Origin of the sequence: Streptomyces sp. NPDC047043, from assembly GCF_040644055.1 — a bacterium.
In the GTDB taxonomy this organism is placed as follows: Bacteria; Actinomycetota; Actinomycetes; order Streptomycetales; family Streptomycetaceae; genus Streptomyces.
This window is the reverse complement of sequence record NZ_JBEYVO010000020.1, coordinates 190,149-208,972: the sequence shown is the minus strand read 5'-3', so window position 1 is coordinate 208,972 and position 18,824 is coordinate 190,149. Positions and strand designations below refer to the sequence as shown.

The 18,824-nt window shown below is 71.8% G+C and carries 20 protein-coding genes; 6 read left to right on the top strand and 14 right to left on the bottom strand.

The window, feature by feature from the left end; all coding sequences use genetic code 11:
* Positions 1–78: 78 nt before the first annotated feature.
* Positions 79–1,368: a multidrug effflux MFS transporter gene (locus tag ABZ880_RS30150; protein WP_361268908.1), complete on the bottom strand. Its 1,290-nt coding sequence runs from the start codon at positions 1,366–1,368 to the stop codon at positions 79–81.
* A gap of 102 nt (positions 1,369–1,470) precedes the next feature.
* Here ABZ880_RS30150 and ABZ880_RS30145 point away from each other — a divergent pair, with 102 nt between their 5' ends.
* Positions 1,471–1,965, top strand: a complete 495-nt coding sequence (locus tag ABZ880_RS30145) for a MarR family transcriptional regulator (RefSeq protein WP_361268905.1) — start codon at positions 1,471–1,473, stop codon at positions 1,963–1,965.
* 3 nt (positions 1,966–1,968) lie between these two features.
* On the opposite strand, the gene ABZ880_RS30140 is transcribed toward ABZ880_RS30145, so the two are convergent.
* From ABZ880_RS30140 to ABZ880_RS30120, 5 genes are all read right to left on the bottom strand, one after another.
* A complete protein-coding gene (locus ABZ880_RS30140) occupies positions 1,969–2,475 on the bottom strand; it encodes a MarR family winged helix-turn-helix transcriptional regulator (protein WP_361268903.1) in 507 nt (168 codons plus the stop codon).
* Positions 2,476–2,663: 188 nt separating this feature from the next.
* Positions 2,664–4,274, bottom strand: coding sequence for an MFS transporter (locus ABZ880_RS30135; RefSeq protein WP_361268900.1), 1,611 nt, complete (start codon positions 4,272–4,274; stop codon positions 2,664–2,666).
* A gap of 242 nt (positions 4,275–4,516) precedes the next feature.
* Positions 4,517–5,854: an acyltransferase gene (locus ABZ880_RS30130; protein ID WP_361268897.1), complete on the bottom strand. Its 1,338-nt coding sequence runs from the start codon at positions 5,852–5,854 to the stop codon at positions 4,517–4,519.
* A gap of 95 nt (positions 5,855–5,949) precedes the next feature.
* A complete protein-coding gene (locus ABZ880_RS30125; protein WP_361268894.1) occupies positions 5,950–6,600 on the bottom strand; it encodes a helix-turn-helix domain-containing protein in 651 nt (216 codons plus the stop codon).
* Positions 6,601–6,796: 196 nt separating this feature from the next.
* Positions 6,797–7,627 (bottom strand): MIP/aquaporin family protein, encoded by an 831-nt coding sequence (locus ABZ880_RS30120; RefSeq protein WP_361268891.1) that lies wholly within the window; start codon positions 7,625–7,627, stop codon positions 6,797–6,799.
* 300 nt (positions 7,628–7,927) lie between these two features.
* Here ABZ880_RS30120 and ABZ880_RS30115 point away from each other — a divergent pair, with 300 nt between their 5' ends.
* From ABZ880_RS30115 to ABZ880_RS30105, 3 genes are all read left to right on the top strand, one after another.
* Positions 7,928–8,458 carry a serine/threonine-protein kinase gene (locus tag ABZ880_RS30115; protein WP_361268980.1) on the top strand — a complete coding sequence of 177 codons (531 nt, stop codon included), beginning with the start codon at positions 7,928–7,930 and terminating at the stop codon, positions 8,456–8,458.
* 64 nt (positions 8,459–8,522) lie between these two features.
* Positions 8,523–8,900 carry a hypothetical protein gene (locus ABZ880_RS30110; RefSeq protein ID WP_361268889.1) on the top strand — a complete coding sequence of 126 codons (378 nt, stop codon included), beginning with the start codon at positions 8,523–8,525 and terminating at the stop codon, positions 8,898–8,900.
* 106 nt (positions 8,901–9,006) lie between these two features.
* On the top strand, positions 9,007–9,798 hold the full coding sequence (locus ABZ880_RS30105) for an SAM-dependent methyltransferase (protein WP_361268886.1): 792 nt from the start codon (positions 9,007–9,009) through the stop codon (positions 9,796–9,798).
* A gap of 10 nt (positions 9,799–9,808) precedes the next feature.
* On the opposite strand, the gene ABZ880_RS30100 is transcribed toward ABZ880_RS30105, so the two are convergent.
* From ABZ880_RS30100 to ABZ880_RS30090, 3 genes are all read right to left on the bottom strand, one after another.
* Complete coding sequence (locus tag ABZ880_RS30100) at positions 9,809–10,399, bottom strand: PadR family transcriptional regulator (RefSeq protein WP_361268883.1); 591 nt, start codon at positions 10,397–10,399, stop codon at positions 9,809–9,811.
* Between the two features lie 40 nt (positions 10,400–10,439).
* A complete protein-coding gene (locus tag ABZ880_RS30095) occupies positions 10,440–11,216 on the bottom strand; it encodes an SGNH/GDSL hydrolase family protein (protein WP_361268881.1) in 777 nt (258 codons plus the stop codon).
* 67 nt (positions 11,217–11,283) lie between these two features.
* Positions 11,284–12,336, bottom strand: coding sequence for an Lrp/AsnC family transcriptional regulator (locus ABZ880_RS30090; RefSeq protein WP_361268878.1), 1,053 nt, complete (start codon positions 12,334–12,336; stop codon positions 11,284–11,286).
* A 130-nt stretch (positions 12,337–12,466) separates the two neighbouring features.
* Between ABZ880_RS30090 and ABZ880_RS30085 the strand changes: the two genes are divergently transcribed.
* The gene (locus ABZ880_RS30085) at positions 12,467–13,720 is read left to right on the top strand and encodes an amidohydrolase family protein (RefSeq protein WP_361268875.1); all 1,254 of its coding nucleotides are present in this window, start codon (positions 12,467–12,469) and stop codon (positions 13,718–13,720) included.
* Positions 13,720–15,291 (top strand): AbgT family transporter, encoded by a 1,572-nt coding sequence (locus ABZ880_RS30080; protein WP_361268872.1) that lies wholly within the window; start codon positions 13,720–13,722, stop codon positions 15,289–15,291. Before ABZ880_RS30085 ends, ABZ880_RS30080 begins: the two co-directional genes overlap by 1 nt.
* Positions 15,292–15,305: 14 nt before the next feature.
* Here the strand turns inward: ABZ880_RS30080 and ABZ880_RS30075 are convergent, their stop codons facing one another.
* Genes ABZ880_RS30075 through ABZ880_RS30055 form a run of 5 tightly spaced genes read right to left on the bottom strand, consistent with a single transcriptional unit; the run spans position 15,306 to position 18,753 of the window.
* Entirely contained in the window at positions 15,306–16,094 is a 789-nt protein-coding gene (locus ABZ880_RS30075; protein WP_361268869.1) for an alpha/beta fold hydrolase, read from the bottom strand.
* Positions 16,091–17,134, bottom strand: coding sequence for an LLM class flavin-dependent oxidoreductase (locus ABZ880_RS30070; RefSeq protein ID WP_361268867.1), 1,044 nt, complete (start codon positions 17,132–17,134; stop codon positions 16,091–16,093). Before ABZ880_RS30070 ends, ABZ880_RS30075 begins: the two co-directional genes overlap by 4 nt.
* Positions 17,131–17,403 carry a hypothetical protein gene (locus ABZ880_RS30065; RefSeq protein ID WP_361268864.1) on the bottom strand — a complete coding sequence of 91 codons (273 nt, stop codon included), beginning with the start codon at positions 17,401–17,403 and terminating at the stop codon, positions 17,131–17,133. The genes ABZ880_RS30070 and ABZ880_RS30065 overlap by 4 nt, the downstream gene beginning before the upstream one ends.
* On the bottom strand, positions 17,400–17,720 hold the full coding sequence (gene fdxA / locus ABZ880_RS30060) for a ferredoxin (protein WP_361268861.1): 321 nt from the start codon (positions 17,718–17,720) through the stop codon (positions 17,400–17,402). The genes ABZ880_RS30065 and fdxA overlap by 4 nt, the downstream gene beginning before the upstream one ends.
* A 7-nt stretch (positions 17,721–17,727) precedes the next feature.
* Positions 17,728–18,753 (bottom strand): NAD(P)/FAD-dependent oxidoreductase, encoded by a 1,026-nt coding sequence (locus tag ABZ880_RS30055; protein ID WP_361268859.1) that lies wholly within the window; start codon positions 18,751–18,753, stop codon positions 17,728–17,730.
* Between the last annotated feature and the right edge of the window lie 71 nt (positions 18,754–18,824).

The window sequence follows — 18,824 nt, the reverse complement described above, 5'->3', positions numbered from 1 at the left end:
GGACGCGCTTTGAGGACATCATCACTGCGGGAGGCCGTCGTGCCGACTGGTTCATGGGCGAGCCTTGGTCCGCGGCCGTCACGCGGCGCCCGGTTCGCCCTCCCCCCGCCACGGCCGCGCGAGAGCCACCAGTGCAACTCCCGCCGCTGCCACGGCAGTCAGCATGATGAGCGCCATCGGCAGGGAGCTGTCCTCCCCGAACAGGCCGACCAGGGGCGAGGCGAGAGCGCCGAAGAGAAATTGGAGGCCGCCCAGGAGTGCGGAGGCGGCGCCGGGGGTGCGGCGGCCGAGGGCCTGGCCGATGCTCATCGACGCCGGGAAGGTCATGCCGATGCCGCCGACGGTCACGAACAGCGTGACCCAGGTACCGGCGAGGGTCTCTCCGACCGTGAGCACCAGCAGCACCTGGGTCAGGGCACCGAGCGCGGCGACGCAAACCCCCGCCGTCAGCAGCGAGTTGAGCCGTACGCCCCGACCGACCAGCCGGGAGAAGACCGCGCCGGCGATCAGCATGCCGGCGGCGTTGCTCGCGAAGATGAGGGAGTACGTCGTCGACGACACCCCGTGCAGGTTCTCGAAGACGAAGCTGGAGCCGCTGATGTAGGTGAACAGTGCCGCGGAGACGAAGGCGAGGACGAAGACGTACCCCATGAACGTGCGGCGGGCGACCAGCCCGCCCATGGCACGGAAGGTGCCGCCGAGCCCGCCGCCGTGCCGCCGCTCCGGCGGCAGCGACTCCGGCACCCGCCACACCACGCCCAGCAGGAGCAGGACGCCCAGCACGGCCAGCACGGCGAACACCGCGCGCCAGCTGGACACGGTGAGGATGGCCCCGCCGAGCACCGGCGCGGCAATCGGCGCCACGCCCATGATCTGGGACAACACGGCGAAGTAGCGGGGCAGTCGGGGGCCGTGGAAGCGGTCGGTCAGCACGGCCCGGGCCAGCACCGTGCCCGCCGCGCCGGTCACGCCCTGCAGGAAGCGGGCACCGGTCAGCACGCCGACGTTCGGGGCGGCGGCGCAGACGAAGGAGAGCACGATGAATCCGGTCAGCCCCGCCATCAGCAGCCGGCGCCGTCCGATCCCGTCGCTGAGCGGCCCGATCAGCAGCTGTCCGACGACGAACCCGGCCAGGAACGCGGTCATGGTCAGCTGCACGGCCGAGCTGCTCGCGCCGAGCGCGTCCCCCATGGCAGGGAAGCCGGGCACGTACATGTCGGTGGCGAGCGGCGCGACCGCGGTCAGCGAACCGAGGACCGCGACCAGAACGGCGGTGGACCGCCCGGGGCCCGGCTGTGGGTCGGCCGCCTCGGTGGCGCGCGCGGCGGCGGACGGGGAGGAGGACGGCCAGGGGGACGGGGATGCCATGAGCGAAACGGTAACCGATGGTTCACTGGTTAACAAAGAGCGTTCCGGTCGGTGAGAACACCCGTACAGTGAGAGCGTCCGCACAGCGAGAAGGCGAGCCGCATGCCCTCCTCCCCCGCCTCCCCCTTCGAGGTCCGCGCGCAGTGGGCCGAGCACAATCCCGGCCTCGACACCTCACCGATGGAGCTGGTGGGACTGCTCAAGCACGCCTCGGCACTGCTGAACCAGGCCGTCGAACCCCTCTACGCGGGCGCCCCGCTCACCGCGCCCGAGGTCGACCTGCTCATCCTCCTGCGCCACGCCACCGACCCGGTCATCGCGCGCCGCCTGGCCGAGCGCCTGGGCCTGTCCCGCGCGGGCGTCAGCAAGACGCTGGCCAAGTTGGAGAACCGCGGCTTCATCACCCGCATCCCCAACCCCGCCGACCGCCGCGCCGCGCTGGTGACCATCACCGAGACCGGGGCCGAGGCCGTCGACCAGCTCTTCCCCCGTCAACTCGCCGCCGAGGTGGAGCTGTTGGCGGGTCTCGGCGAGGATCGGGAGTGGGTGCTCAAGGCGTTGGGGCGGCTGGTGGAGGCGATGGAGAGCCGGGCCTAGCCGCTACCGCCGCCGCCACGGCAGCACCGTCGGATCGGTCTGCGTGCTCTCGGCCCGGTGCAGGGCGTCGCTGATGGCTTCGCCGATCTCCGCGAACTGCCGTACCTGTTGTGGGGTGAGGGCGTCGAACACCGCCCGGCGCACGGCCTCCACGTGGCCGGGGGCGGCCCGTTCCAGCAGGGCGCGACCCTCGTCCGTGAGGACGGCGAGCTGTCCGCGGCCGTCGGCGGGGTCCTCGCGCCGGTCCACCAGGCCGACTTCGCGCAGCCGGTTCACCGCATGGGTGAGCCGACTGCGGGTGATCTTGAGTCGTTGGGCGAGTTCGGACATGCCGAGGGTGCCGTCGGGCATGGAGGAGAGGTGGGCGAGCAGGCTGTAGTCGGCGTGCGTCATGCCGGCGTCGCGCCGCAGCTGGCGGTTGAGATGGTCGGCGAGCAGCGTGGAGAAGTCGACGTAGGCCAGCCAGGCGCGTCGCTCCTCTGCATTGAGCCAGCGTGGCGTTGTGGGCATGTGCACACCCTATCGGGCCTCCGTTTGAAGATTCAATCACATCATGCAGCATCAGTTTCCGTCGATGCCGCATTCAACGCACACGCCGCAGCAGACCGTTGGTGATGTGAACCGACGTCCTCGCCCGGGAAGTTCCCGGGCGAGGGAGTCGGCGTGTGCAGTGGCGCCCGAGGGCGTCACTTAGGTCCCTACAGGGAGTCGGCGAGCTCCCGCTCGGCTTCCACCGCAGGCTCCTCCGTCGGGTGCTTCGCGGCGGCCTTGCGGCCGGGCAGCACCGCGAGGACGATCAGCGCTCCGGCGGCCATGATGATCCCGCCCACCAGGCTGGTCTGCGCAACACCGTGGGCGAAGGACTCGTGTACGGCGTCGACCAGGGCCTGTGCCTGCTGCGCCCCGCCGGTGGGGTTCTTCGCGACCTGTCCGGCGACCGCGAGGCCGCCGCCGACCGAATCCTTGGCGGTGTCCAGCGCGGCGGCCGGGAGGTGGCCGCCGACCATGTCGGTCAGCTTGTCGCGGTAGGCGGTGCCCAGCAGCGAGCCGAGGATCGCGATGCCCAGCGAGCCGCCCAGCTCCAGCGCGGTGTCGTTGGCACCGCCGCCGACACCCAGCTCGCTCTCCGGGAACGAACCCATGATCGTGTCGGTGGCCGGGGAGACGCTCAGTCCGATCGCGAAGCCCAGCATCAGCATCGTCGGCAGGAAGTCGGTGTACGTGGAGCCCGACTCGATCCGCGTGAGCAGGAAGACGCCCGCCGTGCCGATCACCATGCCGGCCGTCACCATCGGCTTCATGCCCAGCTTCGGGGTCAGCCAGCCGGTGATCGCGGCGCCCACGAAGACGGCTCCGGCCAGCGGCAGCAGCCGTGTGCCGGTCTCCAGCGCGTCGTAGCCGAGGACGAACTGCAGGAACTGCGTGGCGTAGTAGATCGCGCCGAAGGTCCCGAAGAAGAAGAACAGCACCGCGAGCATCGAGCCGCTGAACGGGCGCAGACGGAACTTGCGGACGTCCAGCATGGGGTGCGGGTGGCGCAACTCCCAGGCGACGAAGGCCAGGAGACCCACGCCGGCCACCACGGCCGCGGTGATCGGGCCGACACCCCAGCCGAAGTGCGGGCCCTCGATGGTCGCGTAGACCAGGCTGCCGACGGAGACGATCGAGAGCAGGCCGCCCACGTAGTCGATACGGCCCATCTTCGCCGCCCTGGAGGGCGGGACCAGCGCCAGGGCGCCGACGACGGCGGCGACCGCGATGGGCACGTTGATCAGGAAGGTCGAGCCCCAGGCGTGGTCCTCCAGGAGCCAGCCGGCGACCAGCGGGCCGACGGCGATGGCGAGGCCGGAGGTGGCGGTCCAGGCCGTGATGGCCTTGGCTCGCTCGGCCCTCGGGAAGATCGCGACCAGTAGCGACAGCGTGGCCGGCATGACCACCGCGGCACCCACGCCCATGATCGCCCGAGCCGTGATCACCAGCTCGGTCCGGTCGACCAGGCTGCCCATGACCGAGCCGCCGGCGAAGATCAGCAGGCCCGTGACGAGGGCGCCGCGGCGGCTGTACTTGTCGCCGATCGAGCCCAGGACCAGCATCAGCGCGGCGTACGGGACGGTGTAACCGTCGATGACCCACTGCAGGTCACTGCTGCTCAGGCCCAGATCCTTGGTCATGTCCGGGGCGGCCACGATCAGCGAGGTGTTCGCCATGACCACGATCAGCAGACTCAGGCAGAGCACGAGCAGGGCCCACCAGCGCCGCGCGTACGGCCCGGTCATCTTCTCGACGGGTGTGTTCACAGGGAAGGGCATGGGGGGCTCCTAGCGGGACGAGTTAATTGCCCATCGATGTGCAGACTAGTTTATTGCCCACCACTGTGCAAATTGCGAGGCCCGTTCACCGCTTCTCCAGTGGAGGGCGATGAGGCCGGTCCCGAGGCAGGGGTGAACAACGCGCCGCCTCACCGGGCCAGGAGCGCGGCGAGCTGATTGCACGTCAGTGAGTAGTTAGGCGGGGGCCGGGGGACGGTCCGATGAGAGGCCACTCACGGCCGTCAGGCCGCCTCCTCCAAGGCGCCCTTCGGGCCCTCGGTGTTCTCCGCGCGTTCGCTGCGGCCGTCCGCCGGCCGTCGGTGGAGGAGCATCAGCGCGGTGCCCACGGCCAGGCCCAGCGCGGGCAGTGCGGGAAAGCGGCCGTCGGGGGCGAAGCCCTGGGTGGCGAAGCGGGTCAGGGCCATGGCGCAGGCGGCGAGACCGGACCAGAGGAGCCAGGGGCGGTACGGGGCGGCGTCCGGGCGGCTGCGCTCGTACTGCCTGATCAGGGTGCCCTCCAGCGGGCGCAGGCCCGTCACGACGCCGGTCAGGACGGCGCCCAGCACCAGCAGCCAGGGCGCGCGCAGTGCCCACCAGGCGGCGGAGTCGAGGGCGGGTTCGGGGGCGAGGCCGGTCAGGTAGAACGCGGCGGCGACGATCAGCACCGGCAGCATGTGCCACAGGTACAGCGTCATGCTGACGCCGCCGACGGGGCGCACCGCCCGCCACACCCGTTCGCGGTCCAGCAGGCGCCGTATCGCGGGCGCGGCGAGGAGGCAGGCGCCGGCCTGGGCCACCGCCCAGGAGAGCATCGCCGCCGAGGGCGGGTTGGTGTTGCTGGGGTTCTGGCCGGTCACCAGGATCAGGCTGACCGGGAAGGGGCCGACGGCGACCAGGGCCGCGAAGGCCAGTGCGCCGCCGGCGGCCATGGCGGCCGGCAGCAGCGGGCGGCGCTCGGTGAGCAGGCCGTCGCGCCAGCAGAAGCCGAGTTGGTAGGCGACGCCCCAGACGAGCACGTAGTTGAGCAGGCCGACGTAGGGGGCGTGGACGGTGAGGACCAGTGTGTCGGCGGCCAGGGCGATCGCGCCCATGGCCGCGGGGACGGCGAGCCCCCACTGCCGGTGGGCCGTGTGCAGCACCGGTGTCAGGGCGCTGAGCAGCAGGTACACCGGCAGGAACCAGAACTGCATCGCCATGGCCCAGCCGACCAGCGCGAGGGTGTCCGGGTCCACGCCGACCGCCGAGCAGATCGCGACGGCGAGCAGGACCGGGGCGCCGTAGAGGGCCGTCGGCAGGAGCAGTCGTACGGCACGTCGTCCCACCCAGCCGGTGGCCGTGCCGCCCGCCGCCCGCGTACGCGCCCAGGAGCCGCCCGCGGCGTGGCCCCCGGCCAGGAAGAACAGCGGCATGATCTGGAACAGCAGGGTCAGCCACTGGGTCCAGGGCACGGTCGCCAGCAGCTCCGGAGCGGTGAGTTCACCGTCCGGGCCGTGGAGCAGGGCCGTGATCAGCCAGTGGCCGAGCACCACCAGGACGATCGCCCACGCGCGCAGGAAGTCGACGTAGCGGTCTCTGCTCATGTCTGGTCATGCTGCCGCAGCCGAGCTGTCGCGGTGGCGGGACGGCCGGGCCGCAACCGATCCGTGCCCGGTACGAGATCATCCGTGAGCGGAGCTCACGCGTCCGCGGCGGGCTCCGGGGGCGGCAGGGTCGCGGCGACTTCCTGCACCACGGCGCTCGCCTGCTTCTCGGGCACACCGGCGGCGATGAGCGTGGCGATGGCGGTCTTGGTGCCGTCGTCCTCGAGCGCGCCGGTGTTCACGTCCTCCAGCAGGGCGACGGTCATCGCCTCGAGTCCGGCGCTGAGCACGGCGGCGGGCAGGTGGGTGTGGAACACGCCGTCCTGCTGGCCGCGCTGCAGGAGGGCGGTGACCATGTCGCGGGCCGGGGCGAGGATCTCGGTGACGCGCTCCGCGCCCAGGTCACGGCGGGCCAGTCCGAGGAGCATCCGGTAGCGGTCGCCCACCGGCCAGATGGAGAAAACGAAGTAGGCGAGCGCCCGCTCGGTCGGCTCCTCGGGCCGGGATCCGCGCACGATCGCCTCGCGCAGCGCCTCGGAGGCCTCTTCGGTGAGCGCTTCCAGCAGGGCCGCGCGGCCGGGGAAGTGGCCGAAGAGGGTGCGTCGTACGACGCCGGAGGCGCGGGCGAGTTCCTCGAGGGTGATGTCGGGGTTGCGGCCGAGCTCCCGGCGGGCCGTGGCCAGGATGCGTGCCCGGTTGGACCGCGAGTTGCGGCGCAGCGGCTCGCGGGCGGCGGGCTTGGTCACGGGTCAACCTCGGTGCATCGGTGAGCGGGACGGCTCGGCGGGCGAAACGGCACGTTCATCTTGGCACGGCGCGCCCAACCGCCCTCGACGGGTGTGCGCCGCCATGGCCGAAGCGGGCGTCGTGGTGGCCGGCCTGATCCGCCGGACAGGCCCTGGCACCGACGCCCGCTCCGCTCCCGCGGGTCTTCCCCGTGTGTCAGCCGGCGCTTCCTCCCTCCGGTGTCGGGACCCGGCCCGGCTCCTGCGGTTCCTCCCCGGAGGCCAGGAACGGGCTGATGAACCACCGGTACATCGCGGCCCCGACGACTCCGCCGACCAGCGGTCCGACGATGGGCACCCAGAAGTAGATGTTGCCGTACTGATCGCGCCATGCGGTCCCGTATCCGGTGATGTAGCTGGCGAGGCGGGGGCCGAAGTCGCGGGCGGGGTTGATGGCGTAACCGGCGTCGGTGCCCCAGGCCATGCCGATCGCCACGACCAGGAGGCCGATGATGAGCGGGGCCAGGTTGGCGCCGGGCGGGGTGTTGAGCAGGTCGGTGATGGCAAAGATGACCAGGACCAGGATCGCGGTGCCGATCACCTGGTCGCGCAGGGCGCCCCACTCGCTGACAGGCAGGGAGCCGTTGCCGGGCAGGGTGGAGAAGACACCCTGCGTCTTGATGGTGTGGCCCGGGTCGGCCTTGGCCAGTACCTCCGTGTAGTTCCAGCGCACCAGCAGGGCGGCGACGAACGCGCCCGCGGTCTGCGCCAGCACGTAGGGCCCGACCTTCTTCCAGGAGAAGCCCTTGAAACAGGCCAGGGCCAGGGTCACCGCCGGGTTGATGTGGGCGCCGCTGAGCCTCGCGGCGACGTACACACCCATGGTGACGCCGAGGCCCCAGGCCCAGGCGATGCTGTCGTGGTCACCGATCCCGGCGGCTACTACCTGTGCGACCACGCCGCAGCCGAAGAGGATGAGGATCATGGTGCCCAGGAATTCGGACGAGAGCTCGCCGATCAGCCCCGTCCTGGACGTCCGCTCAGCCATGGAGCACCGCCTTCCGGCAGAAATGGATGGGTGCTCGCGAGCGTACTTCGCTGACGCGCCGCGTCCAGGGGCCCAGCATCAACTGGAGTAACCGCCACCTCTTCCGAGGTACGACGAAGGTACGACACCCGCCGAACGAGTGAATCCCGGAACCGGGTGACGCGAGCCCCGGCGGCACCCGCCGTGACTGCGCCCTGCCGCGCATCGGGCGAACTGTGCTGTCGGAGAAGTCGGGGGAGGTGAACACCCGTGCGAATCGGGGGTCGCTGCCACCTTACGGAGAGCGTCGGACAGGGCGGCATGGGACGGGTGTGGCGGGCACGCGACGAGATGCTTCAGAGTCCGGTCGCGGTGAAGAGACTGCGCCTCGACGACCTGGACGGCCACGAGGATCCGGGCACCCGTCGCGAGCGTGCGCTGCGCGAGGCGCGGGCCAGTGCCCGCGTCGACCACCCGGGCGTCGTCCGCGTCTACGACGTTGCCGAGGAAGGCGACCAGCTGTGGATCGTCATGGAGCTGGTGGAGGCGCCCTCGCTGGAGCGGACCGTCGCCGAGCACGGGCCGCTGAGTGCGCGCGAGACGGCACGCCTCGGCCTGGCGCTCGCCCAGGCACTGCGCCGCGTACATGCCGCCGGGGTACTGCATCGCGGCGCCAAGCCCGGCACTGCGCTGCTCGGCCCGGGCGGCCGGGTCGTCCTGAGCGACTTCGGGATCGCGGCCGTACAGGATGCCCGGGCCCTCACCGGAGCCGGTCTGATCCTCGGCTCCCCGGAGTACATACCGCCGGAGCGCGCCACCGGCGCCAGCCCGGGCCCTGCGTCCGACTGGTAGGCCCTCGGCGCCACCCGCTGCGCGGCCCTGACCGGCCACTCCCCCTTCTCCCGCGTCGGCACCGGTGACGCTGCTGGCTGTGGTGTACGAGGAGCCCGCACTGCCGGACGCGGACTGCCCGTTGACGCCGCTGCTGGGCCGGATCCTGGCCAGGGACCCGGGTCAGCGGCCGGGCGGGGACGAGGTGGTGGCGGAGCTGGCCTCCCTCATCGCGGCGCCCGAGCCCGGGCAGCCCGGGCAGAAGCCGCCGCGCGACCGCCTGTCCCGGCTGCTCACCGTCCTGCTGCTGCTCGCCGCGGCCGCCGTGGCCGCCGTCATGGTGATCACGGCGATTCCGCCGGGCGGCGGGACCAGGCTGCCGGACACCACTGCGCCGCCCACGGTCGCCGGCAGCTCCCGTCCACCGTCCTCGCCGGCCGCCACGACGCCGTCGGGCAGGTGACCAAGGAGCCGTCGGGCCATCGCACTTGACGGATCATGCGGCAGGCGGTGAGGTGGGCCACAGGCCACCAGCGGCTCGGACTGTGGCACCAACTGCGGGAGTTCTCATGCCACTTGACGCCTCGTCGATCAACAGCGGTGTTCCGCACTCCGCCCGGATCTGGAACTACTGGCTGGGCGGAAAGGACTGCTACGAGATCGACCGTCTGGTCGGTGACCAGATCGTCGCGGCGAATCCGCAGATCCTGGACATCGCCCGGGCTCAACGCGCGTTCCTCGTAAGGGCGGTGGAGCACCTGGTGCGCGAGGCGGGCATCCGCCAGTTCCTGGACGTCGGCACGGGCCTGCCCACCGCGGACAACACCCACGAGGTGGCACAGCGGATCGCGCCCGAGACGCGGATCGTCTACGTCGACCACGACCCCGTCGTGCTGGCCCACGCCGAGGCGCTGCTCACCAGCACGCCCGAGGGCAGCACGGACTACATCGACGCCGACCTGCGCAACCCCGAGGGCATCCTGCAGGCGGCCGCCAAGACACTGGACTTCACCCGGCCCATCGCCCTGGTGCTGCTGGGGATCACGGCCCACATCGTCGACGACACCGCGTACGACATCGTCGGGCGGCTGGTCGGGGCGCTGCCTTCGGGGAGTTACCTGGTGCTGTGCGACGACACGGAGGTGCTCGACCCGGAGGCGATGCGCACGATGATCGAGCAGTGGAACGAGGCGGGCGACAACCCCCGCATCAACCGCAGCCCGGAGCAGCTCGCCCGGTTCTTCGACTCCCTGGAGCTGCTCGACCCGGGGCTGGTGTCGGTGTCCCGCTGGCGGCCGCTGCCCGCGGGCACGGAGCCCGGGGAGGTCGACGACTTCGGGGGTGTGGGCCGCAAGGCGTGACGGCGGTGCGTCAGTCACCCGCCGGACCGCCGAGTGCGGCCGCGCGCTGTTCGAGCCTCTTCAGCACCGTCTCGCCCCACTGGAGGTTGGCCCGCTCGAGGGCCATCCCGCCGAGCAGCGTGAGGTAGGGGCCGATGCGCTCGGCGGTGGCGAGATACTCCTCCTCGCTGCGCCCGGCGAGCATGCGCTCCTGCATGCGCTGGTAGCGGGCCAGTTTGGCGGTGGACCGCTCGTGGCGCTCGGCGACCGCGGCCCGTACGGCCTCGAAGTCCGCGCTGTCTCCGATGTCGACGCACTGGACCTTGACCATCAGCTCGTCCCGCAGGGCCAGCGGCTTGGCCGGAGTCTCGCCGACGTACTCGCGCAGGACCTGGAGGCCGGCCTCGGTGAGGGAGAAGAGCCGCTTGTTGGGCCGGCGCTCCTGCTGGACGACGCGGGCGCAGACGAGCCCTTCGGTCTCCATCCGCTCCAGCTCGCGGTAGAGCTGCTGGGGGGTGGCCATCCAGAAGTTGGCGACGGAGGCCTCGAAGCCCTTCGCGAGGTCGTATCCGGACGCCTCACCCTCCAGAAGCGCGGCCATCACCGCGTTGCGCAGAGCCATTGCCCCAACTTAACAGCTTGTTGATTAGTCAATGGGGTGACTAAGGCGTCACCGGGAGCAGGGCGGGGCGCTTGGCCTGGCGCCCGTCGCCGGACGAGCGGCCGCGCAGGCGGCGGACGAGCCAGGGGCCCAGGAAGGTGCCGGCCCAGTGCAGTTCGGTGCCGACGGCGCGCAGGCGCGAGCGCGCGGCCTCGGGCGGCAGCGGCCGGGTCCAGCTGTCGTCGCTGCCCGGCAGGTCGAGGGCGTGGGCGACCGCGGCGGCGATGAGGGCGTGGCCGCGGGGGCTGGCGTGCAGGCGGTCCGCGCTCCAGATCCGGGGGTCGGTGACCACCGGATACGGCGAGGAGTCGACCACGACGACGCCGTGCCGGCGGGCGGCCTCCTGGATGCGGGAGTTGACGGCGACGACCCTCGGGGCGAGCGGCCGGGCCAGTGGGGCGATTTGGCCGATGTCGGGGAAGGTGAGCGTGGCGACGCGGGCGCCCTGTGCGGTGAGCGCGGCGAACATGGCCTCCAGATGACCGGCCACTTCGTCCGCGTCGAACCGGGGCCGCATCACGTCGTTGAGCCCGGCGACCACCGTGGCGAGGTCGGGCTTGAGTGCGAGGGCGGGCGCCAGCTGCTCGGCGTGCACCTGCCCGGCGAGCCGCCCGCGTACGGCGAGGTTGGCGTAGAGCAGGCCCGGGCTGCTGCGGGCGATGTGCTCGGCGAGACGGTCCGCCCAGCCGCGCAGGCCCGCTATCTCGTCGCCGTCGCCGAGTCCTTCGGTCTGGCTGTCGCCCAGGGCGACGTATCGCAGGTATCCACTGTCTGCCACGGGTCGACCGCCTTCCGCCCCCACCGCGCACCGGGTCAGCCTACTAATTACCTATTCGCATTGTTGACTATACGGGGATGGGTCGCCCGATGCCATGGGGATGCCGCAGCGGTACGACTCCGACGCAGCGGCCGTCGTGGTCCAGCAGACGGCCCATGTGCTTGACCGTGCGCAGCACCACCGAGCGGTCGGCGACGGTCAGGCGCGGGAGCTTGCGGGACAGGTGCGCCTCGAAGGCGTGGACGTCGTGCAGGTCGCGCAGCCAGACGTCGATCACGAGGTTGTGCGGTCCGGCGGTGATCGAGCAGGAGCGGACCTCGCGCACGCCGGCCAGCACCCGGCTGGTCTCCTCGACGTACTGGCCGGGCACGGAGGCGAAGTAGACGGCGGACAGCGGCCATCCCGACAGCGGGCGGGCCAGGTCGCAGCGCAGGCTCAGGCGCGAGGCGAGCAGGGACTGCAGTCTGCGGCGCACGGTGGTGAGGCTGGTGCCGGTCGCCGCGGACAGGTCGCGCAGGGACATGCGCCCGTCGGTGCTCAGCAGTTCCAGGAGGCGGGCGTCGAGGTCGTCCCAGTGGATGTCGGCGGGGCGCGCGGGGATGCGGGTCGCGGCCAGCGCCGCCTCGATACGGGCGCTCTGGGTCTCGTCCAGGCTGCGCAGTCGCCAGCGGCTGCCCTCGGTGGGGACGCCGGTCGACACATGGGTGCGGCTGGCCCGCACGCCGGGCGTCCGCTGGAACATGGACGTGGTCAGCCGGGCCAGCCCGTCGAGGCTGCGGGCCTGCACGGTCGCCACCAGGTCGCGTCCACCCGCCGTCAGCTTGAGGTTGGCCACGGCGGGATCCGCGGCGAGCGACTGCGCCACGTCCTCGACGAGGCCCGGCTCGGTGTCGACCTCGACCGTGCCCGTCACCACGACCCGGGTGTCGGACACCCGCGGGTAGGCCGTCACCCAGGCGAGGCCCGTCTCCTCCAGCCGATGCCAACGCCGCGCCGCGGTCACCGGGTTGACGCCCAGCACCTCCCCTACGAGGGTCCACGGCGCCCGGGGATGGATCTGCAGGGCGTGCACGATGCCCCTGTCCAGCTCGTCGAGTTCCGCGGCGGCACAATCCTGCACGCCCAGGGGCGGCGCTTCTCTGCACGCGCCCGACGAATCCGGCGGGATACCTGCATCGTCACACCAGGTTTTCTTCCGCATTCCACACTCCCTTCGCCTGCTGCCGACGACGGAGGAGTGACCGCACCCCATGACGGATACCACCACCCGGACCGCCCTCAGGGTCCACCACGCCCGGCTGATCGACGGCACGGGCTCGGCCCCCGTGGACGACGCCGTGGTCACCATCGATGCCCAGGGCACCATCACTTACGCCGGTCCCGCCGCAACCGCTCCCCCGGCCGGCGAGGAGCGCGCAGTCGACGCCGGTGGCCGCACCGTACTGCCCGGCTTCTTCGACTGCCACGTCCACCTCGCCTACGCCCAAGGCTCCCCGCCCAGCCGGCGCGCCGAACTCGACCCGGTCCTGGTCACCCTGGACACCGCGGGACGGCTGAAGCAGACCCTCGACGCCGGCATCACCACCGCCCGCGACCTGGGCGGCCTGTCGGCGGGATTCCGTACGGCCGTCGAGTCCGGGCGGATCGCCGGCCCGCGGCTGCACACGGCCGTACGCATCATCAGCCACACCGGCGGCCACGCCGACGTACGCCTGCCCGACGGCACCGATCTCAGCGCCGGGATGTCGGAGATCGCCGACGACACCGCAGCGGCCCGGCTGGCCGTACGGCGGGTGCTGCGCGACGGAGCCGACCTGGTCAAGGTCTGTGCCACGGGCGGCATGGGCAGCCCGTACGACGACCCGGACGACGAGGGCCTGCTGGAGGAGGAGATCCGGGCCGTCGTGGACGAGGCCCGCCGGCACGGCGAGAAGCCGGTCGCCGCGCACGCGCAGGGCAACGCGGGCATCCTCAACGCCATCCGCGGCGGGGTGACCAGCATCGAGCACGGATACGGCCTGGACGAGCGGGCCTTGGACATGGCGGGCGAGCGGGGCGTGTTCGTCGTGCCGACCCTGTCCACCGTCTACGCCGGCATCAACAAGGACACGATGCCGGACTACCACTACCAGAAGAAGGTCCGCTGGTCCGGGGCCACCAAGGAGAACATCGCGCGGGCCGTCGAGTACGGTGCCCGGATCGCGCTGGGCACCGACGCCGCCGTCGGCCCGCACGGCGTGAACCTCATGGAACTCAGCTATCTGGTGGACCTCGGTATGGACCCCATGGCCGCCATCGTCGCCGGCACCCGCACCTCCGCCGAACTCCTCGGCGTCGCCGACCGGTTGGGCACCCTCACCGCCGGCCGCACCGCCGACCTGATCGTCTGCGACGGCGATCCCCTCAAGGACATCGGCGTGCTGGGCGATCCCGCGAACATCCTCTGTGTCGTCCAGGACGGCGTCGTACGCAAGGACCTCCTGCCAACCGAAGGGCGGCTCTGATGTCGTCACTGACCGACCTCCCCGCCCCGGCCGGCGAGTCCCCGGACAAGCAGCGGCCCACCGGCATCGACCGGGTGCTCGCGCTCATCGAGCGAGCGGGCAACGCACTGCCCAACCCGATCGTCCTGTTCACCGCCCTGTTCGTGATCCTGGCCGTCATCTCCACGGCGCTCGCGCTGGCCGATGTGCACGTCACCGTGCCCGGCACCACCGACACCAAGCCGATCACCGGACTGTTCACCGGCGAGGGCGTGCGCTGGCTGACGGAGAACCTCGTCACCAACTTCGCCACGTTCCCGCCCATCGCCGCCGTGCTGCTCATGATCATGGCGGTGGGGGTCGCGGAGAAGGCCGGGCTGCTCGAGACCGTCATGCGGGCCACGCTGGCCCGGGCACCGCGCGCGCTGCTGCCGTACCTGGTGGCGCTGGTCGCCTGCCAGGCGCACATGATCAGCGACGTCGCCGCGATCGTGCTGCCGCCGCTGGCGGCCGTGGTGTTCAAGAGCGCCGGGCGGCATCCCGTGGCGGGTCTGATCGGCGGGTTCGCGTGCGTGGGCGCGGGCTATGCGGCCGGGTTCACCATCGGCTCGCTGGACGCCCTGTACATAGGCATCACCCAGCAGGCGGCCTCGGTGCTGCCGGCCGCCAAGGGCCTCGACCTCAACCTGCTCATCAACTACTTCTTCACCGCCTCCAGCAGCCTGGTCCTCGGTCTGCTGGGCGGCTTCCTCATCAGCCGCGTCCTCGAACCCCGCCTGGGCACCTACGAGGCCTCCGACGACGAGCCCGAGGAGCAGAACCTCACGCTCACGCCGGTCCAGCGCCGGGGCCTGCTGCTCACCGGTCTCGTCGTCGTCCTCTACGTGGGCGGCGTGCTGTCGCTGTGGCTGCCCGAGGGGGCGCCGCTGCGGGGCGAGGGCGGAGCGCTCGTGCCCTCGCCCCTGCTGACCGGGATCGTGCCGGTGCTGTTCGGGGCGTTCCTGCTGGCCGGGCTGACCTACGGGTTCACGGTGAAGGCGCTGTCGGGCTCGGAGGGCGTGGTCACGGCGATGACCGACTCGGTGAGGAACATGGCGGGCTACATCGTCCTGATGTTCGTCGCCGCGCAGGTCATCGCCCTGTTCAACTGGTCCAACGTGGGCATCCTGTTGGCGGTCAAGGCCGCGGCCGGGCTCGACTCGATCGGCCTGACCGGCTTCTGGGCGCTGGTCGCCTTCGTGCTGCTGGCCTCCTGTCTCAACCTGTTCATCGTCTCGGGCTCCGCCCTGTGGTCGCTGGTCGGGCCGGTGTTCGTGCCGGCGTTCATGCTGCTGGGCATGAGCCCGGCGCTCAGCCAGGCCGCGTTCCGCATCGGCGACTCGGCCACCGGGATCATCACGCCGATGAACCCGTACGTCTTCCTGCTGCTGGCCCTGCTGCGCCGCTACGAACCCGAGGCCCGGCTGGGCACGCTCATCGCCCGGCTGTCGATCTTCACGGTGCCGTTCCTGGTGGTGTGGCTGGCGATCCTGGGCATCTTCTACGGCTTCGACCTGCCGCTGGGGCCCGGGGCGCACATCGGCCTCCCGTGAGCGCGGAGGCCGCGTTACGCGGCTGCCGCCCATTCCACTACGACCTTGGCGAACTCCCCGGGCAACTGCTCGGGGAGTGGCACGTGGCCGCCGGACAGCACGCGGGTCTCGCAGCCGAGGGCGGCCGCGAACTTCTCCAGCGCGGGCAGCGAGTAGTGGTCGCCGGGGGCGCAGACGGCGAGGGTGCGGGCGGTGATGTCGGGCAGGCGGTGGTCCATCTCGTAGCCGCGCACCGCGACATGGCCCTCCTCGACGCGGTCCAGGACGGTCAGCGCATCGACCATGAACCGGTTGAGGGCGGCCTCCTGCCCCTCCTCGTAGAAGCCGCGCCGGCGGTTCCACAGCTCGACCAGGTGCGAGCCGTCCGGCTTGGGGTCGACCAGGTCGACGGGCTTGCGCTCGGCGGCGGTTCGGCGCTTCTCGTCGTCGATGAAGGGGGTGGCGGAGAGCAGGAGGCTCGCGACGCGGTTGGGGAGGCGGGCGGCGAGTTCCACCGCGATGACTCCGCCGGTGTGGTGGCCGACCAAGTGGAAGCGTTCCAGGCCGAGTTCGTCGACCAGAGCCACGGCCGCGTCGGCGAACCGCTCGATGGAGTGCGGGCCTTCGGGCTTGGCGGAGGCGCCGAAGCCGAGGGTGTCCATGGCGATCGCCCGGTGGGCGGTGCCGACGAGCGGGAGTACGTCGAGGTACTCGGTCCAGGAGCGCGGGGTCTGGTGGAGCAGCAGGACGGGTTCGCCGGTGCCGCACTCGACGTAGTGCAACTGGCCGAAGCCGCTGGGGACATAGCCCTTGCGCAAGGTCATCGGTCGTTCCCCTTCAGGTGGGTCAGTACGGAGGTGCCGACGGCCTCGACGAGGCCGGTGGGCGGGTCGTAGGAGCCGACGTGCTGCAGGAAGACGCCGGTGACGCCGCTGGTGTGCAGGGCGCGGAGCCGGTCGGTGATCTGCTCGGCGCTGCCGAACAGGCAGAACTCCTGGGCGAACCGCAGGGCGGCCTCGTCGCTGACCCAGGCCGAGCAGATGTCCACGGCGGCCTTCCAGTCCTCGGCGTGGACGAGGTCGGGGTAGACGCCGGAGACCGTCGCCGGCACCTGGACGTCGATTCCCGCGAGGGCGAGGAAGGGGGCGCCGCCGTTCTGCGCGATGGAGGCGCAGATGGGCTTGATCTGGCGGGCCTCGGCCTCGATGTCGTCGGTCACCGCACAGAACGCCGAGACGGTGAGCGGCAGTTGAGCCGTGCGTCCGGCGGCCTCGGCACCCTCACGGACCCGGGCGGCCGCCTGCGCGAGGGTCTTGGGTGAGACCCCGCTGAGCAGGATCACGCCGTCGGCGATCTCACCGGCGAGGCGCAGATTCTTCGGGCCGCTCGCGGCCAGGTGCAGCGGCACCTCGGGGCGCGGGTCGCGCAGGCGTGAGCGGACCTTGCCGCCCGTGGGGGACTCGAAGTCCCAGACCTCGCCGGCGAGCAGGGCCCGCAGCATGTCGATTCCCGCGCGCATCGCCGCCGAGGTGGTCTGGCGCAGTCCGATGGGGCCGACGGAGCTGTTGCCCACGCCGAGGCCCAGCGTGAAGCGGCCGGGGGCGAGTTCGGCGACGCTGCGGGCGGCCGAGGCGAGGACGGCCGGGTGCCGGGTCGCGAGGTTGGTGACGGCGGTGCCGAGGCCGATCCGTTCGGTGCCCAGGGCGGCGGCGGTGAGGGTGGTGAACACGTCCCGCCACAGCAGCTGGGAGTCGGGGAACCAGACGTCGTCGAAGCCGAGTTGCTCCGCCCGGCGCACGGTGTCGGTGATGCGGTCCGCGCGGTCGCAGGGCGGGACGCGGATGCCGATCCGCAGTGCGCTCATGTCATATCTCCCTCACGCGTGAACTCGACCTGCACACAGCCGAGTTGCCCGACCAACTGCCCTTGGGTGCCGAGCGCGGCCAGGCCGGTCCTGCGGCCGGCGAAGCAGTGACCGGCGCTCCCGGACCGCGCCGCGCTCGCCCACAGCGCCACGTACGCGGCCTCGATGTCGCCGTCGCCGAGAGGCGAACGGACGGACGGGCGTGCGGCGTTGGCGCGTGTCGCCGCCCGAAGGCTCTCCGCCGCCTTGGTCACCTCGGCCGCGATCACCTGGCGCCCACCAGCGGCGTGTCGACGCCCACCGGCCCCAGGCCGCCGGCCCCACCCGGGGTGCCCAGCGGCGTCGTACGACCGGGCAGGGTCTCTTCGAAGAAGCGGCGGTTGTCGGCGCGGTGCTCGGGTTCGGCGAGGCGGTCGACGGTGATGGCCTGTTCGGGGCAGGCGGTCTCGCAGGCGCCGCAGTCGATGCACTCGGTGGGGTTGATGTAGAGCTTGCGCTCGCCCTCGTAGATGCAGTCGACCGGGCATTCCTCGACGCAGGAACGGTCCATGATGTCGACGCAGGACGAGCCGATGACGTAGGCCATGGTGGGCTCAGTGCTCCTTCTCGGTGGAGTGGCCCGGGAAGAGCGCCGCCTCCGGGTCGATGACGGTGGCCGCGTTGTTGACCGCGGTGGCGACCTCGCCGAAGCCCACGGAGATCAGGCGGACCTTGCCCGGGTAGTCCGTGATGTCGCCGGCGGCGAAGACGCGGGGCAGGTTGGTGGCCATGTGGGTGTCCACGGCGATCTTGCGGGCGTTGAGGGTCAGGCCCCAGTGCTGGAGGGGGCCGAGGTCGGCGATGAAGCCGAGGGCGGCGACGACGGTGTGTGCCGGGAGCAGGCGGGTGGCCTTGGTGGTGCGGTGGCGCAGTTCGACCTGTTCGACGGTGGCGGTGCCGTGCAGGGCGCTGACCTCGGTGTCGGTGATGATCTCGATGCCGAGGGTGCGGACCTTGTCGACGCTCGCGCGGTGGGCGCGGAAGCGGTCGGTGCGGTGGACGAGACGGACCGAACGGGCGACGGGGGCGAGGGTGGCGGCCCAGTCGAAGGCGCTGTCGCCGCCGCCGACGACCACGACGTCGTGGCCGGTGTGGTCGGCCGGGTCGGGTACGAAGTAGACCTGGCCGCGGCCCAGGTAGTCCTCGCCCGCGGGCAGCGGACGCGGCGTGAAGGTACCCACGCCTCCGGTGATCACGACCGCTCCGGCCCGGACCACGGCGCCCTGGTCGCTGCGCACGACCGGGCTGCCGTCGGGGTCGTGGGAGAGTACGGCGGCCCGGTGGCCGAGGAGGTAGCGGGGGCCGTACGGCTCGGCCTGCGCGACCAGGTTCGCGACCAGGTCGCGGCCGCGGACGGCCGGGAACCCGGCGATGTCGAAGATGGGCTTCTCGGGGTACATGGCGCTGATCTGGCCGCCGCGCTGGGGCAGGACGTCCATGACCGCGACGCGCAGCCCGCGGAAGCCGGCGTAGTAGGCGCCGTAGAGCCCCGCGGGGCCGGCGCCGATGATCAGGATGTCCGTCTCGATCGTGCGCGAGGGGTCGTCCGTGCTCGTCGGCACGTCGGTGAGAACACTCATGACCCGGGAGCGTAGGAACGGGCCGGGTCCCGACAAATGGTTTCGGTCCGGTGGGCGGGACGGTTCGGTGG

Excerpts from the sequence above, each read along its gene's own strand:
- ABZ880_RS30085 (WP_361268875.1), top strand. The coding sequence starts at position 12,467 with ATGACGGATACCACCACCCGGACCGCCCTCAGGGTCCACCACGCCCGG.
- ABZ880_RS30115 (WP_361268980.1), top strand. The coding sequence starts at position 7,928 with ATGGGACGGGTGTGGCGGGCACGCGACGAGATGCTTCAGAGTCCGGTC.
- ABZ880_RS30130 (WP_361268897.1), bottom strand. The coding sequence starts at position 5,854 with ATGAGCAGAGACCGCTACGTCGACTTCCTGCGCGCGTGGGCGATCGTC.
- ABZ880_RS30070 (WP_361268867.1), bottom strand. The coding sequence starts at position 17,134 with ATGAGCGCACTGCGGATCGGCATCCGCGTCCCGCCCTGCGACCGCGCG.
- ABZ880_RS30075 (WP_361268869.1), bottom strand. The coding sequence starts at position 16,094 with ATGACCTTGCGCAAGGGCTATGTCCCCAGCGGCTTCGGCCAGTTGCAC.
- ABZ880_RS30145 (WP_361268905.1), top strand. The coding sequence starts at position 1,471 with ATGCCCTCCTCCCCCGCCTCCCCCTTCGAGGTCCGCGCGCAGTGGGCC.
- ABZ880_RS30080 (WP_361268872.1), top strand. The coding sequence starts at position 13,720 with ATGTCGTCACTGACCGACCTCCCCGCCCCGGCCGGCGAGTCCCCGGAC.
- ABZ880_RS30150 (WP_361268908.1), bottom strand. The coding sequence starts at position 1,368 with ATGGCATCCCCGTCCCCCTGGCCGTCCTCCTCCCCGTCCGCCGCCGCG.
- ABZ880_RS30120 (WP_361268891.1), bottom strand. The coding sequence starts at position 7,627 with ATGGCTGAGCGGACGTCCAGGACGGGGCTGATCGGCGAGCTCTCGTCC.
- ABZ880_RS30135 (WP_361268900.1), bottom strand. The coding sequence starts at position 4,274 with ATGCCCTTCCCTGTGAACACACCCGTCGAGAAGATGACCGGGCCGTAC.
- ABZ880_RS30100 (WP_361268883.1), bottom strand. The coding sequence starts at position 10,399 with ATGGCTCTGCGCAACGCGGTGATGGCCGCGCTTCTGGAGGGTGAGGCG.
- ABZ880_RS30140 (WP_361268903.1), bottom strand. The coding sequence starts at position 2,475 with ATGCCCACAACGCCACGCTGGCTCAATGCAGAGGAGCGACGCGCCTGG.
- ABZ880_RS30055 (WP_361268859.1), bottom strand. The coding sequence starts at position 18,753 with ATGAGTGTTCTCACCGACGTGCCGACGAGCACGGACGACCCCTCGCGC.
- fdxA (WP_361268861.1), bottom strand. The coding sequence starts at position 17,720 with ATGGCCTACGTCATCGGCTCGTCCTGCGTCGACATCATGGACCGTTCC.
- ABZ880_RS30105 (WP_361268886.1), top strand. The coding sequence starts at position 9,007 with ATGCCACTTGACGCCTCGTCGATCAACAGCGGTGTTCCGCACTCCGCC.